19 protein-coding genes, 1 pseudogene and 1 other annotated feature are annotated in these 18,099 nt (G+C 36.6%); of the genes and pseudogenes, 13 read left to right on the plus strand and 7 right to left on the minus strand.

Features of this window, described 5'->3' with window-relative positions:
• The first annotated feature begins 8 nt into the window (after positions 1-8).
• The 6 genes from pstB to ACIQ7T_RS08125 all read left to right on the plus strand — a co-directional run bounded on the left by pstB (position 9) and on the right by ACIQ7T_RS08125 (position 7,180).
• Complete coding sequence (gene pstB, locus ACIQ7T_RS08100) at positions 9-842, plus strand: phosphate ABC transporter ATP-binding protein PstB (protein WP_402869617.1); 834 nt, start codon at positions 9-11, stop codon at positions 840-842.
• 13 nt (positions 843-855) lie between these two features.
• Positions 856-1,515 carry a phosphate signaling complex protein PhoU gene (gene phoU / locus ACIQ7T_RS08105; protein WP_402869618.1) on the plus strand — a complete coding sequence of 220 codons (660 nt, stop codon included), beginning with the start codon at positions 856-858 and terminating at the stop codon, positions 1,513-1,515.
• A 1,220-nt stretch (positions 1,516-2,735) separates the two neighbouring features.
• Complete coding sequence (locus tag ACIQ7T_RS08110) at positions 2,736-3,608, plus strand: vWA domain-containing protein (RefSeq protein ID WP_402869620.1); 873 nt, start codon at positions 2,736-2,738, stop codon at positions 3,606-3,608.
• Between the two features lie 73 nt (positions 3,609-3,681).
• Positions 3,682-4,752: a mechanosensitive ion channel family protein gene (locus ACIQ7T_RS08115; RefSeq protein ID WP_402869622.1), complete on the plus strand. Its 1,071-nt coding sequence runs from the start codon at positions 3,682-3,684 to the stop codon at positions 4,750-4,752.
• A 39-nt stretch (positions 4,753-4,791) separates the two neighbouring features.
• Positions 4,792-5,065, plus strand: a binding site (T-box leader).
• A 160-nt stretch (positions 5,066-5,225) separates the two neighbouring features.
• Entirely contained in the window at positions 5,226-6,611 is a 1,386-nt protein-coding gene (gene trpE / locus ACIQ7T_RS08120; protein WP_402869624.1) for an anthranilate synthase component I, read from the plus strand.
• Positions 6,608-7,180, plus strand: coding sequence for an anthranilate synthase component II (locus tag ACIQ7T_RS08125; protein ID WP_370081613.1), 573 nt, complete (start codon positions 6,608-6,610; stop codon positions 7,178-7,180). The genes trpE and ACIQ7T_RS08125 overlap by 4 nt, the downstream gene beginning before the upstream one ends.
• 87 nt (positions 7,181-7,267) lie before the next feature.
• Here the strand turns inward: ACIQ7T_RS08125 and ACIQ7T_RS08130 are convergent, their stop codons facing one another.
• Positions 7,268-7,765 (minus strand): hypothetical protein, encoded by a 498-nt coding sequence (locus ACIQ7T_RS08130; RefSeq protein ID WP_370081615.1) that lies wholly within the window; start codon positions 7,763-7,765, stop codon positions 7,268-7,270.
• A gap of 3 nt (positions 7,766-7,768) precedes the next feature.
• Positions 7,769-8,221, minus strand: coding sequence for a hypothetical protein (locus ACIQ7T_RS08135; RefSeq protein ID WP_370081616.1), 453 nt, complete (start codon positions 8,219-8,221; stop codon positions 7,769-7,771).
• Between the two features lie 150 nt (positions 8,222-8,371).
• Between ACIQ7T_RS08135 and rpmG the strand changes: the two genes are divergently transcribed.
• The 5 genes and pseudogenes from rpmG to ACIQ7T_RS08160 all read left to right on the plus strand — a co-directional run.
• Complete coding sequence (rpmG, locus tag ACIQ7T_RS08140; RefSeq protein WP_008408521.1) at positions 8,372-8,521, plus strand: 50S ribosomal protein L33; 150 nt, start codon at positions 8,372-8,374, stop codon at positions 8,519-8,521.
• A 62-nt stretch (positions 8,522-8,583) separates the two neighbouring features.
• Positions 8,584-9,168, plus strand: coding sequence for a 5-formyltetrahydrofolate cyclo-ligase (locus ACIQ7T_RS08145; RefSeq protein WP_370081618.1), 585 nt, complete (start codon positions 8,584-8,586; stop codon positions 9,166-9,168).
• 1 nt (position 9,169) lies between these two features.
• A complete protein-coding gene (locus ACIQ7T_RS08150) occupies positions 9,170-9,379 on the plus strand; it encodes a YqgQ family protein (protein ID WP_049663926.1) in 210 nt (69 codons plus the stop codon).
• Between the two features lie 281 nt (positions 9,380-9,660).
• Positions 9,661-11,556: an LTA synthase family protein gene (locus ACIQ7T_RS08155; protein ID WP_402869626.1), complete on the plus strand. Its 1,896-nt coding sequence runs from the start codon at positions 9,661-9,663 to the stop codon at positions 11,554-11,556.
• A gap of 288 nt (positions 11,557-11,844) precedes the next feature.
• Positions 11,845-12,605, plus strand: a pseudogene (locus ACIQ7T_RS08160) (transposase); the annotation flags it as partial.
• Positions 12,606-12,659: 54 nt separating this feature from the next.
• Here the strand turns inward: ACIQ7T_RS08160 and ACIQ7T_RS08165 are convergent.
• A complete protein-coding gene (locus tag ACIQ7T_RS08165) occupies positions 12,660-12,839 on the minus strand; it encodes a DUF2759 domain-containing protein (protein WP_132356740.1) in 180 nt (59 codons plus the stop codon).
• A gap of 168 nt (positions 12,840-13,007) precedes the next feature.
• Here ACIQ7T_RS08165 and ACIQ7T_RS08170 point away from each other — a divergent pair, with 168 nt between their 5' ends.
• Complete coding sequence (locus ACIQ7T_RS08170; protein ID WP_370080493.1) at positions 13,008-13,652, plus strand: MBL fold metallo-hydrolase; 645 nt, start codon at positions 13,008-13,010, stop codon at positions 13,650-13,652.
• A gap of 294 nt (positions 13,653-13,946) precedes the next feature.
• Here ACIQ7T_RS08170 and ACIQ7T_RS08175 read toward each other — a convergent pair whose 3' ends face one another.
• Entirely contained in the window at positions 13,947-14,189 is a 243-nt protein-coding gene (locus ACIQ7T_RS08175) for a DUF2626 family protein (protein WP_024361272.1), read from the minus strand.
• Between the two features lie 120 nt (positions 14,190-14,309).
• Complete coding sequence (locus ACIQ7T_RS08180) at positions 14,310-15,020, minus strand: helix-turn-helix transcriptional regulator (RefSeq protein WP_370080495.1); 711 nt, start codon at positions 15,018-15,020, stop codon at positions 14,310-14,312.
• Between the two features lie 325 nt (positions 15,021-15,345).
• Between ACIQ7T_RS08180 and ACIQ7T_RS08185 the strand changes: the two genes are divergently transcribed.
• Positions 15,346-15,828 (plus strand): ATPase, T2SS/T4P/T4SS family, encoded by a 483-nt coding sequence (locus tag ACIQ7T_RS08185; protein ID WP_402869628.1) that lies wholly within the window; start codon positions 15,346-15,348, stop codon positions 15,826-15,828.
• Here the strand turns inward: ACIQ7T_RS08185 and ACIQ7T_RS08190 are convergent, their stop codons facing one another.
• Positions 15,829-17,244 carry a recombinase family protein gene (locus tag ACIQ7T_RS08190; protein ID WP_402869630.1) on the minus strand — a complete coding sequence of 472 codons (1,416 nt, stop codon included), beginning with the start codon at positions 17,242-17,244 and terminating at the stop codon, positions 15,829-15,831.
• A gap of 81 nt (positions 17,245-17,325) precedes the next feature.
• Positions 17,326-17,946, minus strand: a complete 621-nt coding sequence (locus ACIQ7T_RS08195; RefSeq protein WP_402869632.1) for a LexA family protein — start codon at positions 17,944-17,946, stop codon at positions 17,326-17,328.
• Positions 17,947-18,099 lie beyond the last annotated feature (153 nt).

Consider the following 18,099-nt stretch of genomic DNA (forward strand, 5'->3'; position numbering starts at 1 on the left):
GTGACCTTATGGTACTGGGTATAAAAGAGGAAAAATCTGTTGTCAAATCGATTCATACGGCTACAAAGCCATCTGCTGATGTTGCCAAAAAAGTAGTATATGATACACGTAATTTAAATTTATGGTACGGTGATCATCATGGTTTAAAAGACATCAATTTAAGCATTTATGAAAATGAAGTAACAGCTATAATTGGGCCATCTGGCTGTGGGAAATCTACTTATTTAAAAACTTTAAATAGAATGGTAGAGCTTGTACCAAGTGTTCGAACTTCAGGGGAAATAGTATATCGTGAGCGCAATATTTTAGATAAAAGCTATGCTGTTGAAGAATTGCGCACTCGTGTAGGTATGGTATTCCAGAAGCCAAACCCATTCCCGAAGTCTATTTACGATAATATTGCTTATGGCCCACGTATCCACGGTATAAAAAATAAGAAGATTCTTGATGAGATTGTTGAAAAATCTTTACGCGGCGCGGCAATTTGGGATGAAGTAAAGGATCGCTTAAATCAAAATGCATATGGTTTATCAGGTGGTCAGCAACAACGAATCTGTATGGCGCGTTGTTTAGCGATTGAACCAGATGTTATTTTAATGGATGAACCAACATCTGCACTTGATCCGATTTCTACATTAAAAGTCGAGGAGCTTGTACAAGAGCTGAAAAAAGATTATTCAATTATTATCGTGACACATAATATGCAACAAGCAGCACGAATTTCAGATCGTACAGCATTTTTCCTAAGTGGAGAGGTTGTTGAATACGATAAAACAGACGTTATCTTCCAAACACCAGCAGATCAACGTACTGAAGATTATATTTCAGGCCGTTTCGGTTAAGGAGGAGCAGTAGATGGTAGTACGTGAACGTTTTGAACAGGAATTAAAAGAAGTCCAAGAACAATTTGTCGAGATAGCCAATAGTAGTATCAACGCTCTTAAAATAGCTTTTGAAGCATTATTAAATCAGGATTTAGAGACATCCTTGAAGATTCTTGAGGACGATTTAATCATCAATCGTCTTGAAGAAGAAATCAATGACCGTGTTATTTTAATGATTGCTAAGCAGCAGCCTGTAGCTACTGATTTACGTCGTCTCATGGTGCTTGTCAAAGCGGCATCTGATATGGAGAGAGTAGGGGACTATGCAGTGAATATTGCCAAAGAGACAATTCGAATTGGCAAAGAGCCGCTTATCTTTCCTACAACAAATTTGCAAACGATGTGTAACAAGACTGTAGAAATGCTAGAGAGTATTATCAAAGCTTTTACAGAGGAAGATACTGTTCATGCCAAGGAAATTGCTGAACTAGATGATTACGTCGATGATTTATATGGAGCGACAATTACGCTATTGATGCGCGCAGGAGCAGAAAATCCAGCACATATTTCTCAAATTACACACTTAACCTTTGTTTGCCGATTTTTAGAGCGCTCAGCTGACCATGCAACAAATATTGCTGAACACTTATTTTACTTAGTCAAAGGTAAACATTATGAATTAAATAATTAGTAAGGGAAGAGCCGATGATAGGCTCTTTTCTGTTTGCCGACATAAGAATAAAGTGTATATCAAACAAAGGTTGATTTTCACTTCGAGTTGGCGCTTTCCGCGGGCTTGGCTTTAACTACTTTCAGCAGGTGTTTGGACACCCGCTGAAAGTAGTTAAAGCCTCCGGCGGATGTCACGGAATCGGCTTTGTGCAGGCACAAAGCCGATTCCGGACGCAATTATGCCGAGGCATAATTGATCAATCTCCTCGTCGCTACGTTCCTGCGGGGCTTTCAGCGTAAGCTCATCCCGTAGGAGTCGCCACTCTCCTTGAAAATCAACAGTTCCTATCGAAAGTATGAGTAAACCTATTGAACCAAAATGGTATTATAACGATGATTAAAGTACTAAAAAGATCCAGCCTAAATTAGAATGGCATATGTTTGATTATTTTGCATTTTAAAAAAAGTCCCGCCCAAAAAAGCGAGCCGATTTCAATGCTCTTACAAAATACTGAATATTTTGGTCCCGTAATTAAATCTCTATAAACTATATTCAATTAGGAGTAACGTTTGTTTTGCAGTCTGATAAGAGCCAATTATAGGCTCTTTTTTTCATGGTGGAGGAATACAAACAGTTAAAGAAATTTTTGTAAATATGGTGGTCAATATAAATAAGGGTGATTCCATGCTACTAACTTTCCTGTGGGCAAGTGTCGAGCCGCTTTGTTAACACTCCGTTTTTGCACAAGTAATCAATGCTTTTGACGCTTCATTTTCGCACATAAAAACATTGCTGAAGTTTTGTTTTATCACTATAAATTAGTGTCATGCTAGAAGATACATACTAAGTGAAATAGTTGATTGGAGTGGAGGCTGGGCGACTCCTCGGGGATCAGCAATAGAGGAACGAAGGCTAAAACCATCACGTCCTGTGATAACGCCTTCGTGACCAGCATCGTGCTAGCCCGAGACCCTGCAGCGAAGCGAAGCGGCTCATCGGACGCCCCCAGGAAGCTCTGCTCTGTGCGAAAGCGAAGCGTCAGCAACAAAGCGCCCAGCCGGAACGGAAATCAACCACACGTTCTGCCAAAGAGCCATATTTTATTAATACAAAATAACGGCAACATTATTAATAAAAATAGCGTCAAAATACTGCAAACGTTATTGTATTGTCAAAAAATTATTTTGGTTATACTATAGACATTATCCGAAAAAAATGTGCTGAGGAGGTGCTGCTTCGTGAAAGACGCTGTAGAATCACTCTTAGAGAAATTTGCTCTGGAATTTACGTCAGAACAATGTGACTTTTTACGTTTTCTTTATGAAAACTTACATCTTGAGGAATTAAGTAACAAGGAACAACATTTTTTTATAGATTTTTTTTACAAGAGTGAAACCTTACGAAATATGGCAGCATTTGCACTTGAATTGGCAGATATCATGCATGAAATTTATGAAAATATACCAGCTGTTGAGCAAGCCGAACGATTGGCTAATGGAAAAGAGCAGCGCTTGTATTATGAGCGAAAGCGACAGGTAGCTAGGCGTCGAAAGCTTAATCGTCAAACAATAAAAAAAGGAAATATCCTATATGTTCCGTTTGATGAATATAAAAAAGAAACAGGTCCAATTATAATCTGCCTTGAGCAAACAACTGGTATGGCGGCATATTCTGAGCTTTGTAAAAGCATAATTTTACCGTTATTTATGAGCGCGCACCGTGAACGTCGAGATTTATATATCGTTCCATATGACTGTCAAGTTCATGTACATTTTCGATTTGAAGACGGGCATTTAAATTTATCCGATTTTAAGGATTTTATTGATTATAAGGCAAAGGGAGAAGCTGCGGTTCTGCCTGTGCTCCATTTTGTAAAGGGCTTGCTTCAAGAAAATCAACATTGTACAGAAGCGGATATTATTATTTTTACTGAAGGCACTCCAATTGATGGACAGCATCTCGTTGGAAAGCAAGCGAAGGCTGTACTTGAGGAAATGAAGCGTAAGTACCATGCTGAATTTTCGGTGATCGCTATGCATGAACATAATTTTAATGAGCAGCAATTTTGGTTTGCTAATAAGGCTTTTTTTGCGGATGATGCAATTCAATAAAAACGGAGCTGATCGTCATTGTTGATCGGCTCCTTTTCTGTGAATATACATAGTAGTTAGAGGAGAATGAAATTTGAATTCATTGAAATGGATATTACCTGATATTTCAACCCCAACGTGGATGGAAATTATTATTGCCGTTGCACTTTGTGTAATTGGTTGGCTTTTTCAGCAGTTTGTTATAAAGAAAGTTATTAATCGTACTGTTACATTTCTGAAAAATCGTCAGCGTAACTTTCAGGCAACAGTACTCGCGCAATTTAATAAAGCGATTCGCTATGCATTTATGTCTGCAGTGATTGTACTCAGCTTATCAATATTATTAGAAATCTTTTTATTTACACATGTAGCAACTAAAAATTTTGTATTGTCTATTATGGTCTTTTTTGCCTTCAAAGGCGTATACGATGTTTTAAATTATTATACAAAGCAGCCACTACCGTTGAATAACGATGAGGAACCAAATGTCCTGTTACCTTTTTTTCTTCGTATAGGAAAAGTGCTCATTATGATATTGGCGATGTTTACGATTGCTTCTTTCTGGGATTTTAATTTGAATGGCTTTTTAACCGGAATTGGCTTAACTGGTGTCGCGATTGCTTTTGGTATTCGAGATACACTAGCACATGTTTTTGGTGGGATGTCAGTCGCATTAGATAACCCATTTCAAATTGGCGATTGGATAGCAACGGAGGACCAAAAAATTGAAGGAACCATCGAAGATATTAATCTTCGAAGTACTTTAATTCAAACGGGGGATAAAGGACTTGTTTATGTACCTAACGCCTATTTGGTAAATCGACCGATCTATAATTTATCGAGACGAGAAAAACGAAAATGTGAGCAATTTTTATTTGTAGCTGCTGAAAATGAAGAGGAAAAACTACGAAGTGCTTTAAGTACCATTCAAAAAGAAATTTATTTGCATGCTCAAACAGAAAAAGAAATGATTCATGTATTTATAGATGAGTTTTATCCAACCTCTTATCGCGTCCTTGTGCGTTTCTATGTGACAACAAATGATACGGCAGAGATGCTAAATGTGCGACAAGATATTTTATTTGCTATCCGTCAAATTTTTCAAGAACTAAATATTATACTAGCAAATCCAGCTGAAGATGAATGGCTTCGTAATAAAAAATAAATTGAATTGTTAGTTTCTTTACTTTACAATGAATACATGTTATCAGCTTTGATGAAGAGTAGTAGCTATTATTATTTGTTATAGAGAGCTAGTGGTTGGTGGAAACTAGTACAGATAAATAGTGAATGGACTTCGGAGCTCTAATCCTGAATAAAGTAATAAAGTATGGATTAGCGTGCGCCTACGTTATAAGGTATAGAGAGGGTCTTTTAACTTTTTCAGTGGGTATCCAAACATCAGCTGAATGTAATTATGCCGGGGCATAATTGATGAAGACCAATGAAGGTGGCACCACGGCTTTTCCGTCCTTTTGTGATGGGAAGGCCTTTTTATATGCTTTGGCGAATGTTCAAAACCCGGACGCGATGTTTATGTAAGTGAAATGCTCACGAAGCGGTAGCGTCCATTAAGCCAATGCATAATTGATTAATTTTGGTGTAGAAGAGCAGAGCATAGAAAAGGAGAGAAAGAGAATGACAGTTGAGCTTAGAAAGTTTGCTATGAAGGCATTACAGGGTGATATGATGACGCCAATTTCCGTTTATCAATCACTTGAAGGGGAGCATAAGATGCTTTTCGAATCGTCTGCGAAGCATGAAGAAAGTGGGCGTTACTCGTTTATTGCCGTCAACCCAATTGCAGAACTTATTGGAGATAGGAATGGTTATTCTTTTTCCAAAGGTGGAGAAACAGAAAAATCGAGCACCAATGTATTAGTAAAATTACAGCAAGTAATGCCATTGCATAAGGCACAGTATCCGTTCGCCTTTTTTGGAGGAGCAATTGGATTCTTTGGTTATGAAACAGCATTTTATACAGAAAAAATAGGTGAATACTTGCAGGATGATTTAGAAATGCCGGATGTCCATATCTTTTTCTATGATACATTTATCGTTTTTGATCATTTAAAGCAAGAGATCACACTAGCGGCAATCGATTTATTTGAGGGAGGACGGTCTCTTGAAGCGATGGAATTGGCTATTTCTATGATGAAGGAGCAGCTATATGCTGGAACAACATTTGACGACACGACGTTTGGAGAGCTAGATTTCAGACCGATGATCGCCAAAGAAAATTTTGTAGCACTAGTTGAACGTGCAAAACAGCATATTCGGAAGGGTGATATTTTCCAAATTGTTTTATCACAACGCTTCACTTCACCATATACAGGAAATCCTTTCGCTTTATACCGTCAATTACGTACTTCTAATCCTTCACCTTATATGTTCTATATGGATTTCGGAACGTATACCATTTTAGGAACATCTCCTGAAAGTCTCGTTAAGGTGAAGGATCGAAACGTAACGACTAATCCTATTGCTGGTACGAAGCCAAGAGGTAAAACAGTGGAGCAGGATAATGCGATCGCAGAAGGTTTATTAAATGATGACAAAGAAATTGCTGAACATCGTATGCTAGTGGATTTAGGGCGTAATGATCTTGGACGTATTGCCAAAGTGGGTTCAGTGAAGCTGATAAAATATATGAGTATTGAGCGATATAAACATGTTATGCATATTGTATCAGAGGTTATCGGCGAATTACGTGATGATGTACATGTCTTGGATGTTCTTCGAGCTTGCTTACCTGCTGGTACAGTATCAGGTGCGCCGAAAATCCGCGCTATGCAGCTAATCAATGAGTTCGAGCCTGTGAAACGTGGTGTCTATGCAGGTGCAGTGGGTTATATTTCTGCTACAGGGGATATGGATTTAGCTCTAGCCATTCGAACAATGATCATAAAGGATCATCGTGCCCATGTGCAAGCAGGTGCTGGTATTGTTTACGATTCGGTGCCTTTGTCTGAATACGAGGAAACGCTAAATAAAGCTCGCGCGCTATTGGAGGTAAAAAAATGATTTTACTGATCGATAACTATGATTCATTCACATATAATTTATTTCAGCAAATACGAATGCTTCGGAAAGATGTAAAAGTAGTACGTAATGATGAAATAACAATTGAAGACATTCAGAAAATGCAACCTGAAGCCATTATTTTATCGCCTGGCCCAGGTACGCCAATTGATGCAGGAATAACAGTGGATGTTGTCAAAGAGCTTTATACGAAGTTTCCGATTTTGGGCATTTGTCTTGGGCACCAATCGATAGGGCAAGCATTTGGAGGAAACATAGTTCAAGCTAAAAATATAATGCATGGAAAATTATCAACAATTCAATATGAAAAAACAGGCTTATTTGCTCAGTTAGACGGTAAAATCGAAGTAATGCGTTATCATTCTCTCATCATTGAGCAAAGCACGTTGCATGAGGATTTTAATATTTTAGCAAAGTCCAGTGATGATGGTGAAATTATGGCGATTCAACATAAAGAATACCCACTCTTTGGGCTGCAATTTCATCCAGAATCCATTGGGACAAAAGAGGGCATTATAATGATGCGAGCTTTCTTAGAACAAATTTCTTAATTTCTTAAATTAAAAAGGCTGTCATCAAAAATCAGTAGTTGTGATTATTTGATGACAGCCATTTTTATATGAAATAGGATGGTAATATTATTGCTTTTTCCCTGTAATCAATTTTGCAATTTCCTCTAAAGACATCGAAGAATTGACTTCGTAAGAGCCAATTTGTAAGCTTCGCGCGTATTTAGGGTTAGCAAGGAGCAGTTCCATTTCAACACTATTTTCGATGACGCCACCATTTTCAAGCTTTTGTGCCACAATAAATGGTTCCATACCGCTGTATATTTGGAGTGTCATAGTTGTATCTTTTGCCGGTGCATCTGCCGATTTATGATTTTCTTTAGTCGTTGTTTTAGGTGTATCTGTCTTCTGATTAGTTTCCTTTGAAGCTTGCTTAGCTTGTTCCTTTAACAATGCAATTTCTTTATTTGCCTGTTCGAGCTTTTTTTGCAACTCCTCTACATTTTCTGTATTTGGGGAAGTTTTAGTTGGAAGACCGATATTAAGATCGAAACGCGCAGCTAAAGCAAGCAAAGCTCCGACAAGAAAAAGCGCAATGCCAAATGCACGGATAGCGGACATATTCATGAATTACCGACCTCCGTTTGCAATTACTTGGCGGACTTGCTCTTCAGTTAAATTTGAACGAATACTGATATCTGCTACAGAAAGACCTTGCTTATTTAGTTCAAGCACCTGACTTACAATAATTTGATGTATAGGTTTCGTTTTTGGAGCAGCTTGTCCTGTTTTCGATGCCTGAGCAGCCTGTTGAACAGCTTGCATAACTTGTTGAACCTTTGGATCTGATATAGCGTTATTTTGCGCTGACGGTGATTTAACCTGAAACTCTGGCTCTAATAACAGCTCTTCCTCAACAATTTTCAGACGACGTTTTAAATTATTTGTTTCTTGAAAAATAGAGATGGATAGCTCCTCTACATCTTGTTCGACCTTTTTCGCGCTATTTTTGAAAAAGAACGAAGTAATAATTAGGAGAATCCCTACAATCATAAGTATGATGGATAAATCCAATAGTTTCACCTCATTAAGTATGTAATTATAAGGTATTTTACCATATGCAAACTTAATATGAAATGAAGGTAGATTTTTTTTTGTTTTATGTTATAATAGGTTAGTCGTATAAATCATGCTCAAAATTTAAATTCTTGATATAGAGTGGGAGGGTTAATAATGCGCGTAAACATTACTTTAGCTTGCACAGATTGCGGCGAACGTAACTACATTTCTAAAAAGAACAAGCGTAACAATCCAGAGCGTCTTGAACTTAAAAAATATTGCTCTCGCGAGAAGAAATACACTCTTCACCGTGAAACTAAGTAATCGCTCATTAAGCCAAAACCACTTGTGGTTTTGGCTTTCTACATTTTAGGAGGTAGCTTAGCATGGATAAAACAACTTTACGGAACGAGGTAAAGGAAGCTCTTGCGAAAATGAGCGAAGTAGCTTACCACGATCAATCAAATGCTGTAGTTAAAAAAGTGCTACAGGAACCATATATAATAGAAGCAACTACAATTGGCATTACCATTTCCAATAAGCCAGAAGTCGACACAATTCAATTAATAGAAGAACTATGGCAACTTGGTAAAAAAGTCGCTGTGCCTAAATGCAACTCAAAAACAAGAGAAATGTTATTTTACGCCATTGACTCGTTTGCCCAGCTAGAAACTGTTTATATGCATTTGCGTGAGCCAATTCCAGAGAAGTGTGAGTTTGTTGACGCAAATGAAATGGACGTCATACTTGTTCCAGGAGTTGTTTTTGATAAGTTCGGCTATCGAATAGGCTATGGCGGTGGTTATTATGATCGCTATGTATTAAACTATAAAAAGGGTAAGCTCATGTCTCTGCTATTTAATGAGCAGCTATATGAACGAGTACCTACAGAAGTGCACGATTGCCCAGTAGATATCATTGTGACACCGACAAAGCGTATTGACTGTGTAACACAACGAGGAGCGAACTAAAATGGACAAAATGTTAGATATTTATGAATTATTAAAAACATATGGCACTTATATTTACACACGAGATCCCATTGGTGATTTGATGTTAATGGAGGATGAAATTCGCGAGTTGTATAAAGCGAATGTACTAGATATTAAAGATTACCAAATGGCATTATTACTAATTCGACAAGAAACAACAAAGCTTCGCATGAAGGAAAATAATCAGTAATGTTTTAAATATAATTCATTTGTGGTATTGTAAAGATAATGTAACATGTATGTAATATTCTTAAAAAAACAGTGGTTTTCCACTGTTTTTATGATTTACGAAACTTTTTACAAACGAAAACGTATATATTACTATCCGGCCCATGTACGAACAAGGAGCACAGTTTTTCCAAAAATATATCTATTGATTATCTGTAAAAAATGGATTAAGATATATTTTGTTTCAGTAACAAATTGTTAAAAATATTATTTTTTTGTAAGAAAGTAGGGAGGATGTTAGGGATGAAATCAATAAAGTGGCCTAAACATTCATTTATGATACTAGCAATTGTAGCAACTTGGATAAAAACGGTCATTGTTTATCACACAAGCTTTGAGATGAAAATCGAAAATGCGATGCAACAATTTATTTTGTTTATTAATCCATTAAGCTTCGTACTATTTGCTTATGGTATATCATTATTCTTTAAATCGCCAAAAGTTAAAAGTCGTTATATAATAACTGTCAGTGTTATTATGTCAATCGTCTTATATGGGAATGTCGCGTTCTATCGTTTCTACAACGACTTTATTACATTACCGGTATTATTCCAAACAAATAACTTTGGTGATTTAGGAACTTCAGTAGCAGCGATTGTTAGCCCTTGGGATTTATTATATTTCGTTGACGTACTTATTCTAATTTTAGCTAATAAATATTTGCCTATGATGAAAAATGCAGTAAAAGTAAACGTGGAATTCCGTCGTGCGTACTTCGTATTAGCGATTGCTGTGTCGTTCTTAAACTTAGGATTAGCTGAAACAGAGCGTCCACAATTGTTAACACGTAGCTTTGATCGTGAATTACTTGTAAAAAACATCGGTACTTATAACTACCATTTATATGACATTTATATTCAATCAAAATCTTCTGCTCAACGTGCATTAGCGGATGGCAGTGAATTAGTAGAAGTGAACAACTATATTCGTTCTAATCAAGCAGCAGTTAACCCTCAAATGTTTGGTAAATACAAGGGTCGTAATTTGATTGTTGTATCAATGGAATCTTTACAAAACTTTGTGATTAATAACCAAATGGATGGTCATGAAATTACACCATTCTTAAACTCTTTAACAAAAGATAAAGATACGTATTATTTCAGTAACTTCTATCACCAAACTGGATTAGGGAAAACTTCTGACTCAGAGTTTATTACAGAAAACTCATTGTTCGGCTTAGGTCGAGGTGCGGTATTCTTCACGCACGGTGGAAATACGTATAACTCAATGGCTGAGCGCCTTGGAGATAATGGCTACTTTACAAATGTCATGCACCCGAATAATAAATCATTCTGGAACCGTGACATGATGTATCAATCATTACACATTAATAAATTCTATGACATAGACTCATATAAGATTGGCGAAGGGCAAGCTGTTAACTGGGGTATGAAAGATGTCCCATTCCTAGAGCAATCCGCAGCCTTAATGAAAGATATGCCACAGCCATTCTATTCTCGACTAATTACTTTAACGAACCACTATCCATTCACATTGGACCCAGAAGATGTAATGATTCCTGAATATACGTCAAACTCAGGTACATTAAATCGTTATTTCCAAACAGTTCGTTATATGGATGAAGCTCTTAAAGACTTCTTCCAAGGTTTAAAAGATCAAGGTGTATATGATAACTCTATTATTGTAATGTATGGTGACCATTACGGTATTTCAGAAAACCATAACAAAGCGATGGCTCAATATTTAGGAAAAGAAAGCATTACACCATTTGATAATGCACTGCTACAAGAAGTACCGTTATTCATCCATATCCCTGGATCAGGTGACGGTAAAGAAATGACAGAGGTTTCTGGACAAATGGATTTACGTCCAACAATTTTACACCTTCTTGGTGTTGAAACTTCAAAAGATATGCAGCTTGGTGCAGACCTATTCTCACCAGAGCATGAAGACTTCGTTATTTTCCGCGACGGTCGTTTTGTAACAGATAAATATGTATATGCTGGTGAAGCTTGTTATGACAAAGCAACTGGCGAAGAAATTGATGGTGAGCCATGTCAGCCATACGCTGATCGAGCTACGAAAGAACTTGAGAATTCGGATACCATCATTAACGGTGATTTACTCCGCTTCTATGACCAAAAGACAGGTAACTTGAAGCAAGGGGTAGCCAAGTAACAAAAAGTGAGATCTCATTTAATGGATGGCACTGAAAAAGTCCATATCTCTCACATTGCGAGGTATTCAACGATTAAATCGTTGAATACCTCGCTTTTTTCATTTGGCACTGTGACTCTACTGTTGTTTTCCGAAGCATTCCGCTCGCTTTCCGCGGGCGAGCGCCGAGCCTCCTCCTACGCTTCGCTTCGTGCGGGGTCTCGTCTGTCACGCTTTCCCGCAGGAGTCGAGCGATGCTTCTCCAAACAACGCAATGTATCATACTATTATTTTAGTCACGCTTCCTTTGTGAAGGATCAATTAGCTTACTGTAAGGGAGTCATTTCAGTCATTGAAAAGGAACCACAAATTGCACAAATACCGGCTGTCAAAGAGAAGTTGAATGTCTTAAAAGAAGTCGTAGAAGATTTTCAAGAACATCTAAATTACTTTTCTGATGCGGATGCTCGAAAAGGGCATAAGACGGTGGAATCTTCTTTCTTTGGGTACAAGACACATATCGCGATGAGTGATGAACGTATTATTACAGCGGCTGTCCATTACAACAGGTGAAAAAAGCGATGGAAATATCTTCAAGAATTAATTGAAAAAAGCACACAAGCAGGTATGAAAATTAATACAGTTATTGGAGACGCAGCTTACTCTGAAAAGGCAAATATCGAATATACTAAAGAAGAGAAAATCGCCCTTGTGGCAAAGTTGAATCCTATTCTTACACAAGGACCACGAAAAGAAGAAGACAAGTTTGAGTTTAATAAAGATGCTGGAATGTTTGTTTGTAAGGCCAGCCATCTCGCGACAAGAAAAACACGTACGGGTAAAAAAGGAACGAGTAAGAGTTGAAGTCAGACATATTATTTTGATATTGAAAAATGCAAGTATGTCCAATGAGAGAGGGCTGTTATAAAGAAGGCGCAAAAAGTAAAACGTATTCTGTCACAATTAAGTCGGATACACATGCCGAACAAGAGGCATTTCAAAATACAAAAGCTTTTAAGCAATTAGCCGCAAATCGCTACAAAGTAGAAGCGAAGAATAGTGAAATTAAAACGATAGAAAAAGAGCAGCCTCGAATGGAGGCTGCTCTTTTTTCTGTCTAAATTTTAGTGTAATTTTGGTGGATATCCGCTATTAATAACAGTCATAATTACGAACCAACCGAATACTGCAGCACTTAATAAGTTGAAAACAACGCTTAAAAGATTCTTTTCTTTAAGTGCTTGGAATGTACCAACTACAGCTAAAATAGCAACTAGACCAAAAATAACCATTAATAAGTTCATTAGAAATTGACACTCCTTTCGACATCAGAAAATGAATGTCGTAAACAATATTCCTCCTTAATTGTAAACGTTCTACCTGTTTTTGTCGAGAACTAATATAGACTAAACTATGAACATTTATCGTCAAATTGTGGCAAAGGCTGTATAATTGAAATAGAGGTGATAACAATGATAAACGTACGAAGTTATTCACTTGGACCCGTCCAAACGAATTGTTATATCGTATCGAATAAAAACAAGGAATGCTTAATATTTGATCCAGGAGAAGAAGCAGATCGCATCATCAAGGCTATTCGCAGTAACAATCTAAAACCACTAGCCATCTTTTTAACACATGCACATTTCGACCATATCGGTGCCGTGGATGCCGTCCGAGAGGCTTTTAATGTTCCAGTATGGATTCATGAAAAAGAAGTAAGCTGGTTAGGAGATCCAACAAAAAATGGCTCTAGTAAATACGCAGCATTACCAGATTATACTGTTGGTGCCCCAGCTGAAGATAATATTATTAAAAAAGAACAGCTATTTGAAATAAGTGATTTTTATTTTAAAGCTACTTTTACGCCAGGACATTCACCAGGTAGTATTTCATATATATTTGAAAATGATGGCTTCGCTATTGTTGGAGATACACTATTTGAACAAAGTGTAGGTCGTACAGATTTACTTGGAGGCTCGACAAAAACATTACTTACATCCATTCATGATAAGCTATTGACACTACCTGAGGATACTATTATCTACCCTGGGCATGGCAATTATACAACGGTCGGTGCAGAAATGGAGACAAATCCTTTCTTGAATGGTTTTTAAGGTTAGGCGATAGTTAAAAATGGCTCTTCGTCATAGCGTGGGTTGATTTCCGTTTTAAAGCCTCCGGACGCAATTATGCCGAGGCATAATTGATTAAATTAAAGCCTAAATTAACTTCATAAAATACAAAAATCCCCCTTGCAATTCGTTGGATAGATAAAATAACCAAAATCTAACCATGTAATTGCAAAGGGGGATTTTACTATGTCTTGATATATGATCATGCATTTGGTGAATAAGTTTACATAAAAAAAGCATGTCTCACTTTTGGTGAGACACGCGTTTTTCTTTGTATTAATGACCGCCACCAGGTACGTGAATAAATGTTGTATAGTACGTGAAGCCAGCAAAGAACACAGTTAAATATGCTCCGAAAATGTACATGTACATACGTTCTGAAAGGTTTAAGAAGCCTAATAATAAGAATAAACCTGTATTACCTACGAATAATAGCGATACTTCGTTCATACCACCAAGGTAGAACATGACTGCAAAAATACCTGTCCAGAATGCCATAACTTTATACATATTATCCATGAAGATTTCCCCTCCTTTTGCCCACGACACAATAATCTCTTACTCATTATAAATGATATGAAAGGTATCTGTAAACTGGAACTTCTTCTTCTTTGTGACAAACAATTGGATATTTAAAAATTAACTATCAATTTCTGTCACTTTTATTTCATACTTACATAAATCGCAATTATGTATCATGCTATCAAATTGTACAAATTCATTGCTTGCATATAAAGCATCAACCTGTCCCTTTAAATAGGATTCATGTAAAGAACAAACAATTTCTGAATGGGTAGAAAGCTGCTCCTGGAATGGACAATTATAAATGGAGAAAGTCACACTTTTACCATGCTCTGTTTGTTGTACATGCGGAATATAGCCAATTAATGCTGCATTGTCAGTTAATAGTTGAAGCTTTTGTTCGAAGGAAAGGGTATTATTTAATTGTAACTCAGCATTTACATAATTCTTCATTTGTTGGTAGCCGTCTTGGTAGCTTATATCCTTGCATTTTTCTAATGCAGATGGTCCGAATTCTTGAATTAATTGGATTGTCCATTTTAATAGTCGATCTTCATCACGTCTCGGGAACGTTAATGATACACCTTTATCTGAGGCCTTATAAACACGCCCGGGTCTACCACCTTTCCCAGTTTTGGCAAAATCAGCTGTAATTATATTAATTTCTGAGAGTTTTGTTAAATGTAGACGTGCAACATTTGGATGGATGCCGAATCTATCAGCGATATTTTGGACCGTTACAGTTTTCTTCTCTTGCAGAATGTACTCATAAATAGAGTATCTAGTTTCATCGGCCAATGTACTAGTAATTTTTAATGGATTGATCATTTGCTTCACCTCTATGTATTTTTTGAAATTTTAGCTGTTCTACCAAGTGTAGGAAAAAAATCATGTTAATTCTATTATATTGCATTATTGAAAAAGATACAGTTCCTTTAGACATAAATATTAACTTTTTCATAAGATTATGTTCATATTTAGTGGAAATTTGCATGTTATCCACATTTTTATAGCAAAAAACATGTTTGGCAGGAAATTTTATAGCAAATTATTATTTTAAGAAAAGGGCTTTTCTCGTGATCGTTTCCTATCTATACTAGGAAATAACGAATAGAGCGGTCATATTCGAATGAACCAGAAGAGGGGTGCGAATATGCAAAATTTTGAAACGGTTGTTGAGCAAAAATGTGAGCAACTTTTACTAAAAGCCTACCATTTCGATGCATCAGATTTATTATTAGTTCCAGAACGTGAACAATATCGTATTTATTTTCGAAAATATGATAAGCTACTCCAAGCAGGTGAATTACCAAACGGGCTTGCGGAACGAATGATTTCCTTTTATAAATTTTTAGCGGCATTAGATATTAGCGAGCGACGCAAACCCCAAAGCGGCTCCTTCCAAAAAGCTATGGAACAAGATCAATATGCCTTTCGTGTTTCTACACTTCCCTCAGTATTTTTAAAAGAAAGCCTAATTATCCGGCTACTTTTACAAAATCATGCATTCCCACTTACTTCCTTATCCTATTCCAAATATGTAGCAGAGTTGTTAATGGAACTAGTGAAACATCAACAAGGACTTTTATGTTTCACAGGTGCAACTGATTTTGTCATAAGAGTACAAGTAAATTAGTCAATAAAATTCTAAATTGGTTATGATGATTTTAGGTCGCCCTTTTTTATGTTTTTTGCTTGTTGGAGGGCGATCTTCGTAACGATACTCAATTTTTCGTATAAAGCGTTGTACGAATTCACTTTTTTCATCTTGATTTAACTGTGTAAAACAATTATTGAATGTGACTACAACATTCTTTATAGCATCTATATCAACTTTTTCGGGCTCTTCATAATCATCTAATTGTTTCTGTAGTTTATTGAGGACAATTTTAGTATCATGCATAAGTTCTTCAAATTCAGCGTCGTCGATATGGTCAGCAGCCCATCCACGTTGATACTTCAATCTTTGTTGTTCTACTTGTTTGATTTGCTGTATAATTTCTTCTGTTTCGATATGGTGGACTGGCTCAGGCGCTTCTAAATCAGTGAAATTAATATTTTTCAAGTATTCTGTAAGTCCCTCGATAAAATATCTTTCGCCAGGTCTTTTTTGAGCCCGTTTATTTTTTGAACAGTAATTACATCTATAAGTGTAACCAACTCTTTCTGAACCGTTAGCGCGTTTTCTTATAAATCTTGTAGCCACTAATCTATGCCCGCATTCATCATTAGGACAAACTAAAATGCCACTGAAAATACCTGTGCTTTCAATATCTTTTCTAAATTGCTTCCCTCTATCATCAAGCATCTTTTGTAATCGTAGGAAACGCTCTTTTGTAATATAACCTTCGTGTGTGCCTTCTCGTATCTCTCCTTTTCGCCTTGATGCTCCATATAATGCGGGATTTCTTGCTATGCGTAATACCGCATTAGCACTCCAGCCTCTACTCTGATCTATGACTTTGTAATGGTTACTTATGCTATTGTAAGAGCATCCAACTTCTAATTTATTTATAATATCAATCACGTATTTACCTTTGTCATTTTTCACTAATTTATCATCTTTATCTACATCGTACCCGTATGGTGGTTGACCTGACCATTCACCATCTGCTGCTTTTTCATCTAATGCCATGATAATCCTTTCTGACAAATTTTCCGTCTCCCATTGGGCTAATAGAGCAACGAGTCCAATGAACATTCTGCCCATCGCTGTGGTTGTATCGTAAACTTCAGTGGCAGAACGGAATTTACAATTGTACTCTTCTAGTAAGTCGAGCATCTGATGTAAATCACGTACAGAACGGGTGAAACGATCAAGTCGATACACTAAAATAATACTGATTTTTTGTTGTTTAATATCTTCTAATAGCAGTTGTAATTTTGGTCTTTTAGTATCTTTTGCTGATACACCCTCATCTACATAAAATTTATAATCTGACCAACCTTGAGCTTTACAATATGCTACTAAACTTTCTTTTTGCGCTGCAATAGAATAACCTTCATTAGCTTGTTCAAGTGTACTCACTCGTACATATAAACCTACTACCATATTTCTCACCTCTTTGTATATAAGAAAAGAGCAAGACGGATGAGTCTGCTCTTAACTTTTTAATTTCAAAACGTTTTGTAATTAAAGTAGCATTTCGTAACTTATTGCTTTACCAATAATTCGTGCTGGGTTATTTTCGTCAACGATATAAGGAGCGTATTTAGGATTCTCCGGCATTAAGAAAACGGTATCACCTTGTTTTTTAACTCTTTTAAGTGTTGCTTCTTCGTCACCGTTTACTAGTACAGCTGCAATTTCACCATTTTCGACATCTGGTTGAACTCGTAAAAGAACGATTGCGCCATCAGGTATTGTTGGCTCCATACTGTCACCCTTAGCTTGTAATGCAAAGACATCTCCACTTGGTAAACTATCTGCTGGTTTATAAATATAGTTTTCTATATTCTCTTTAGCTAAAATAGGTTCACCACAAGCTATTTTTCCTAGAATAGGAACAGCAACTTTTTCTTCGCTTACAATATTATTGTTTTTAATATCAGGTCCAAAAAGTAACTCTATCACATCTACTTCTAATACTTCAGCAAACTTCGGTATCTCTTCCATAGATATTTTACGGATACCCTTATAATATCTTGTAATGGTACTTCTATCTGTTCCCATCCTTCGTGCGAGTTCAGCACCGCTGATTCCTTTTTCTTCTGCAATTTTCTCTATTCTCTTAGCTACTTCTATGGATTTCAATTAATAGCACCTCCTTTATAAATATACTATCACGTTTCCTTATAGGAAACAATAGGAGGAATTAAGTATTGTTTTTAATCTATTAATATATTTTTGTTGACTGAATGGAAACATCGGTGCTATTATTTGGTTAACAAATGTTGGAGGTGAAAA

The organism is Lysinibacillus sp. NPDC096212, from assembly GCF_044763105.1.
Lineage (GTDB): Bacteria > Bacillota > Bacilli > Bacillales_A > Planococcaceae > Lysinibacillus.

Bases quoted from the DNA above. Each gene is read 5' to 3' on its own strand.
- ACIQ7T_RS08190 (WP_402869630.1), bottom strand. From the start codon at position 17,244: ATGGTAGTAGGTTTATATGTACGAGTGAGTACACTTGAACAAGCTAAT.
- trpE (WP_402869624.1), top strand. From the start codon at position 5,226: ATGACAGTTGAGCTTAGAAAGTTTGCTATGAAGGCATTACAGGGTGAT.
- ACIQ7T_RS08145 (WP_370081618.1), top strand. From the start codon at position 8,584: ATGGATAAAACAACTTTACGGAACGAGGTAAAGGAAGCTCTTGCGAAA.
- ACIQ7T_RS08185 (WP_402869628.1), top strand. From the start codon at position 15,346: ATGCAAAATTTTGAAACGGTTGTTGAGCAAAAATGTGAGCAACTTTTA.
- ACIQ7T_RS08150 (WP_049663926.1), top strand. From the start codon at position 9,170: ATGGACAAAATGTTAGATATTTATGAATTATTAAAAACATATGGCACT.
- phoU (WP_402869618.1), top strand. From the start codon at position 856: ATGGTAGTACGTGAACGTTTTGAACAGGAATTAAAAGAAGTCCAAGAA.
- ACIQ7T_RS08170 (WP_370080493.1), top strand. From the start codon at position 13,008: ATGATAAACGTACGAAGTTATTCACTTGGACCCGTCCAAACGAATTGT.
- ACIQ7T_RS08165 (WP_132356740.1), bottom strand. From the start codon at position 12,839: ATGAACTTATTAATGGTTATTTTTGGTCTAGTTGCTATTTTAGCTGTA.
- pstB (WP_402869617.1), top strand. From the start codon at position 9: ATGGTACTGGGTATAAAAGAGGAAAAATCTGTTGTCAAATCGATTCAT.
- ACIQ7T_RS08155 (WP_402869626.1), top strand. From the start codon at position 9,661: ATGAAATCAATAAAGTGGCCTAAACATTCATTTATGATACTAGCAATT.
- ACIQ7T_RS08175 (WP_024361272.1), bottom strand. From the start codon at position 14,189: ATGGATAATATGTATAAAGTTATGGCATTCTGGACAGGTATTTTTGCA.
- ACIQ7T_RS08125 (WP_370081613.1), top strand. From the start codon at position 6,608: ATGATTTTACTGATCGATAACTATGATTCATTCACATATAATTTATTT.
- ACIQ7T_RS08180 (WP_370080495.1), bottom strand. From the start codon at position 15,020: ATGATCAATCCATTAAAAATTACTAGTACATTGGCCGATGAAACTAGA.
- ACIQ7T_RS08130 (WP_370081615.1), bottom strand. From the start codon at position 7,765: ATGAATATGTCCGCTATCCGTGCATTTGGCATTGCGCTTTTTCTTGTC.
- rpmG (WP_008408521.1), top strand. From the start codon at position 8,372: ATGCGCGTAAACATTACTTTAGCTTGCACAGATTGCGGCGAACGTAAC.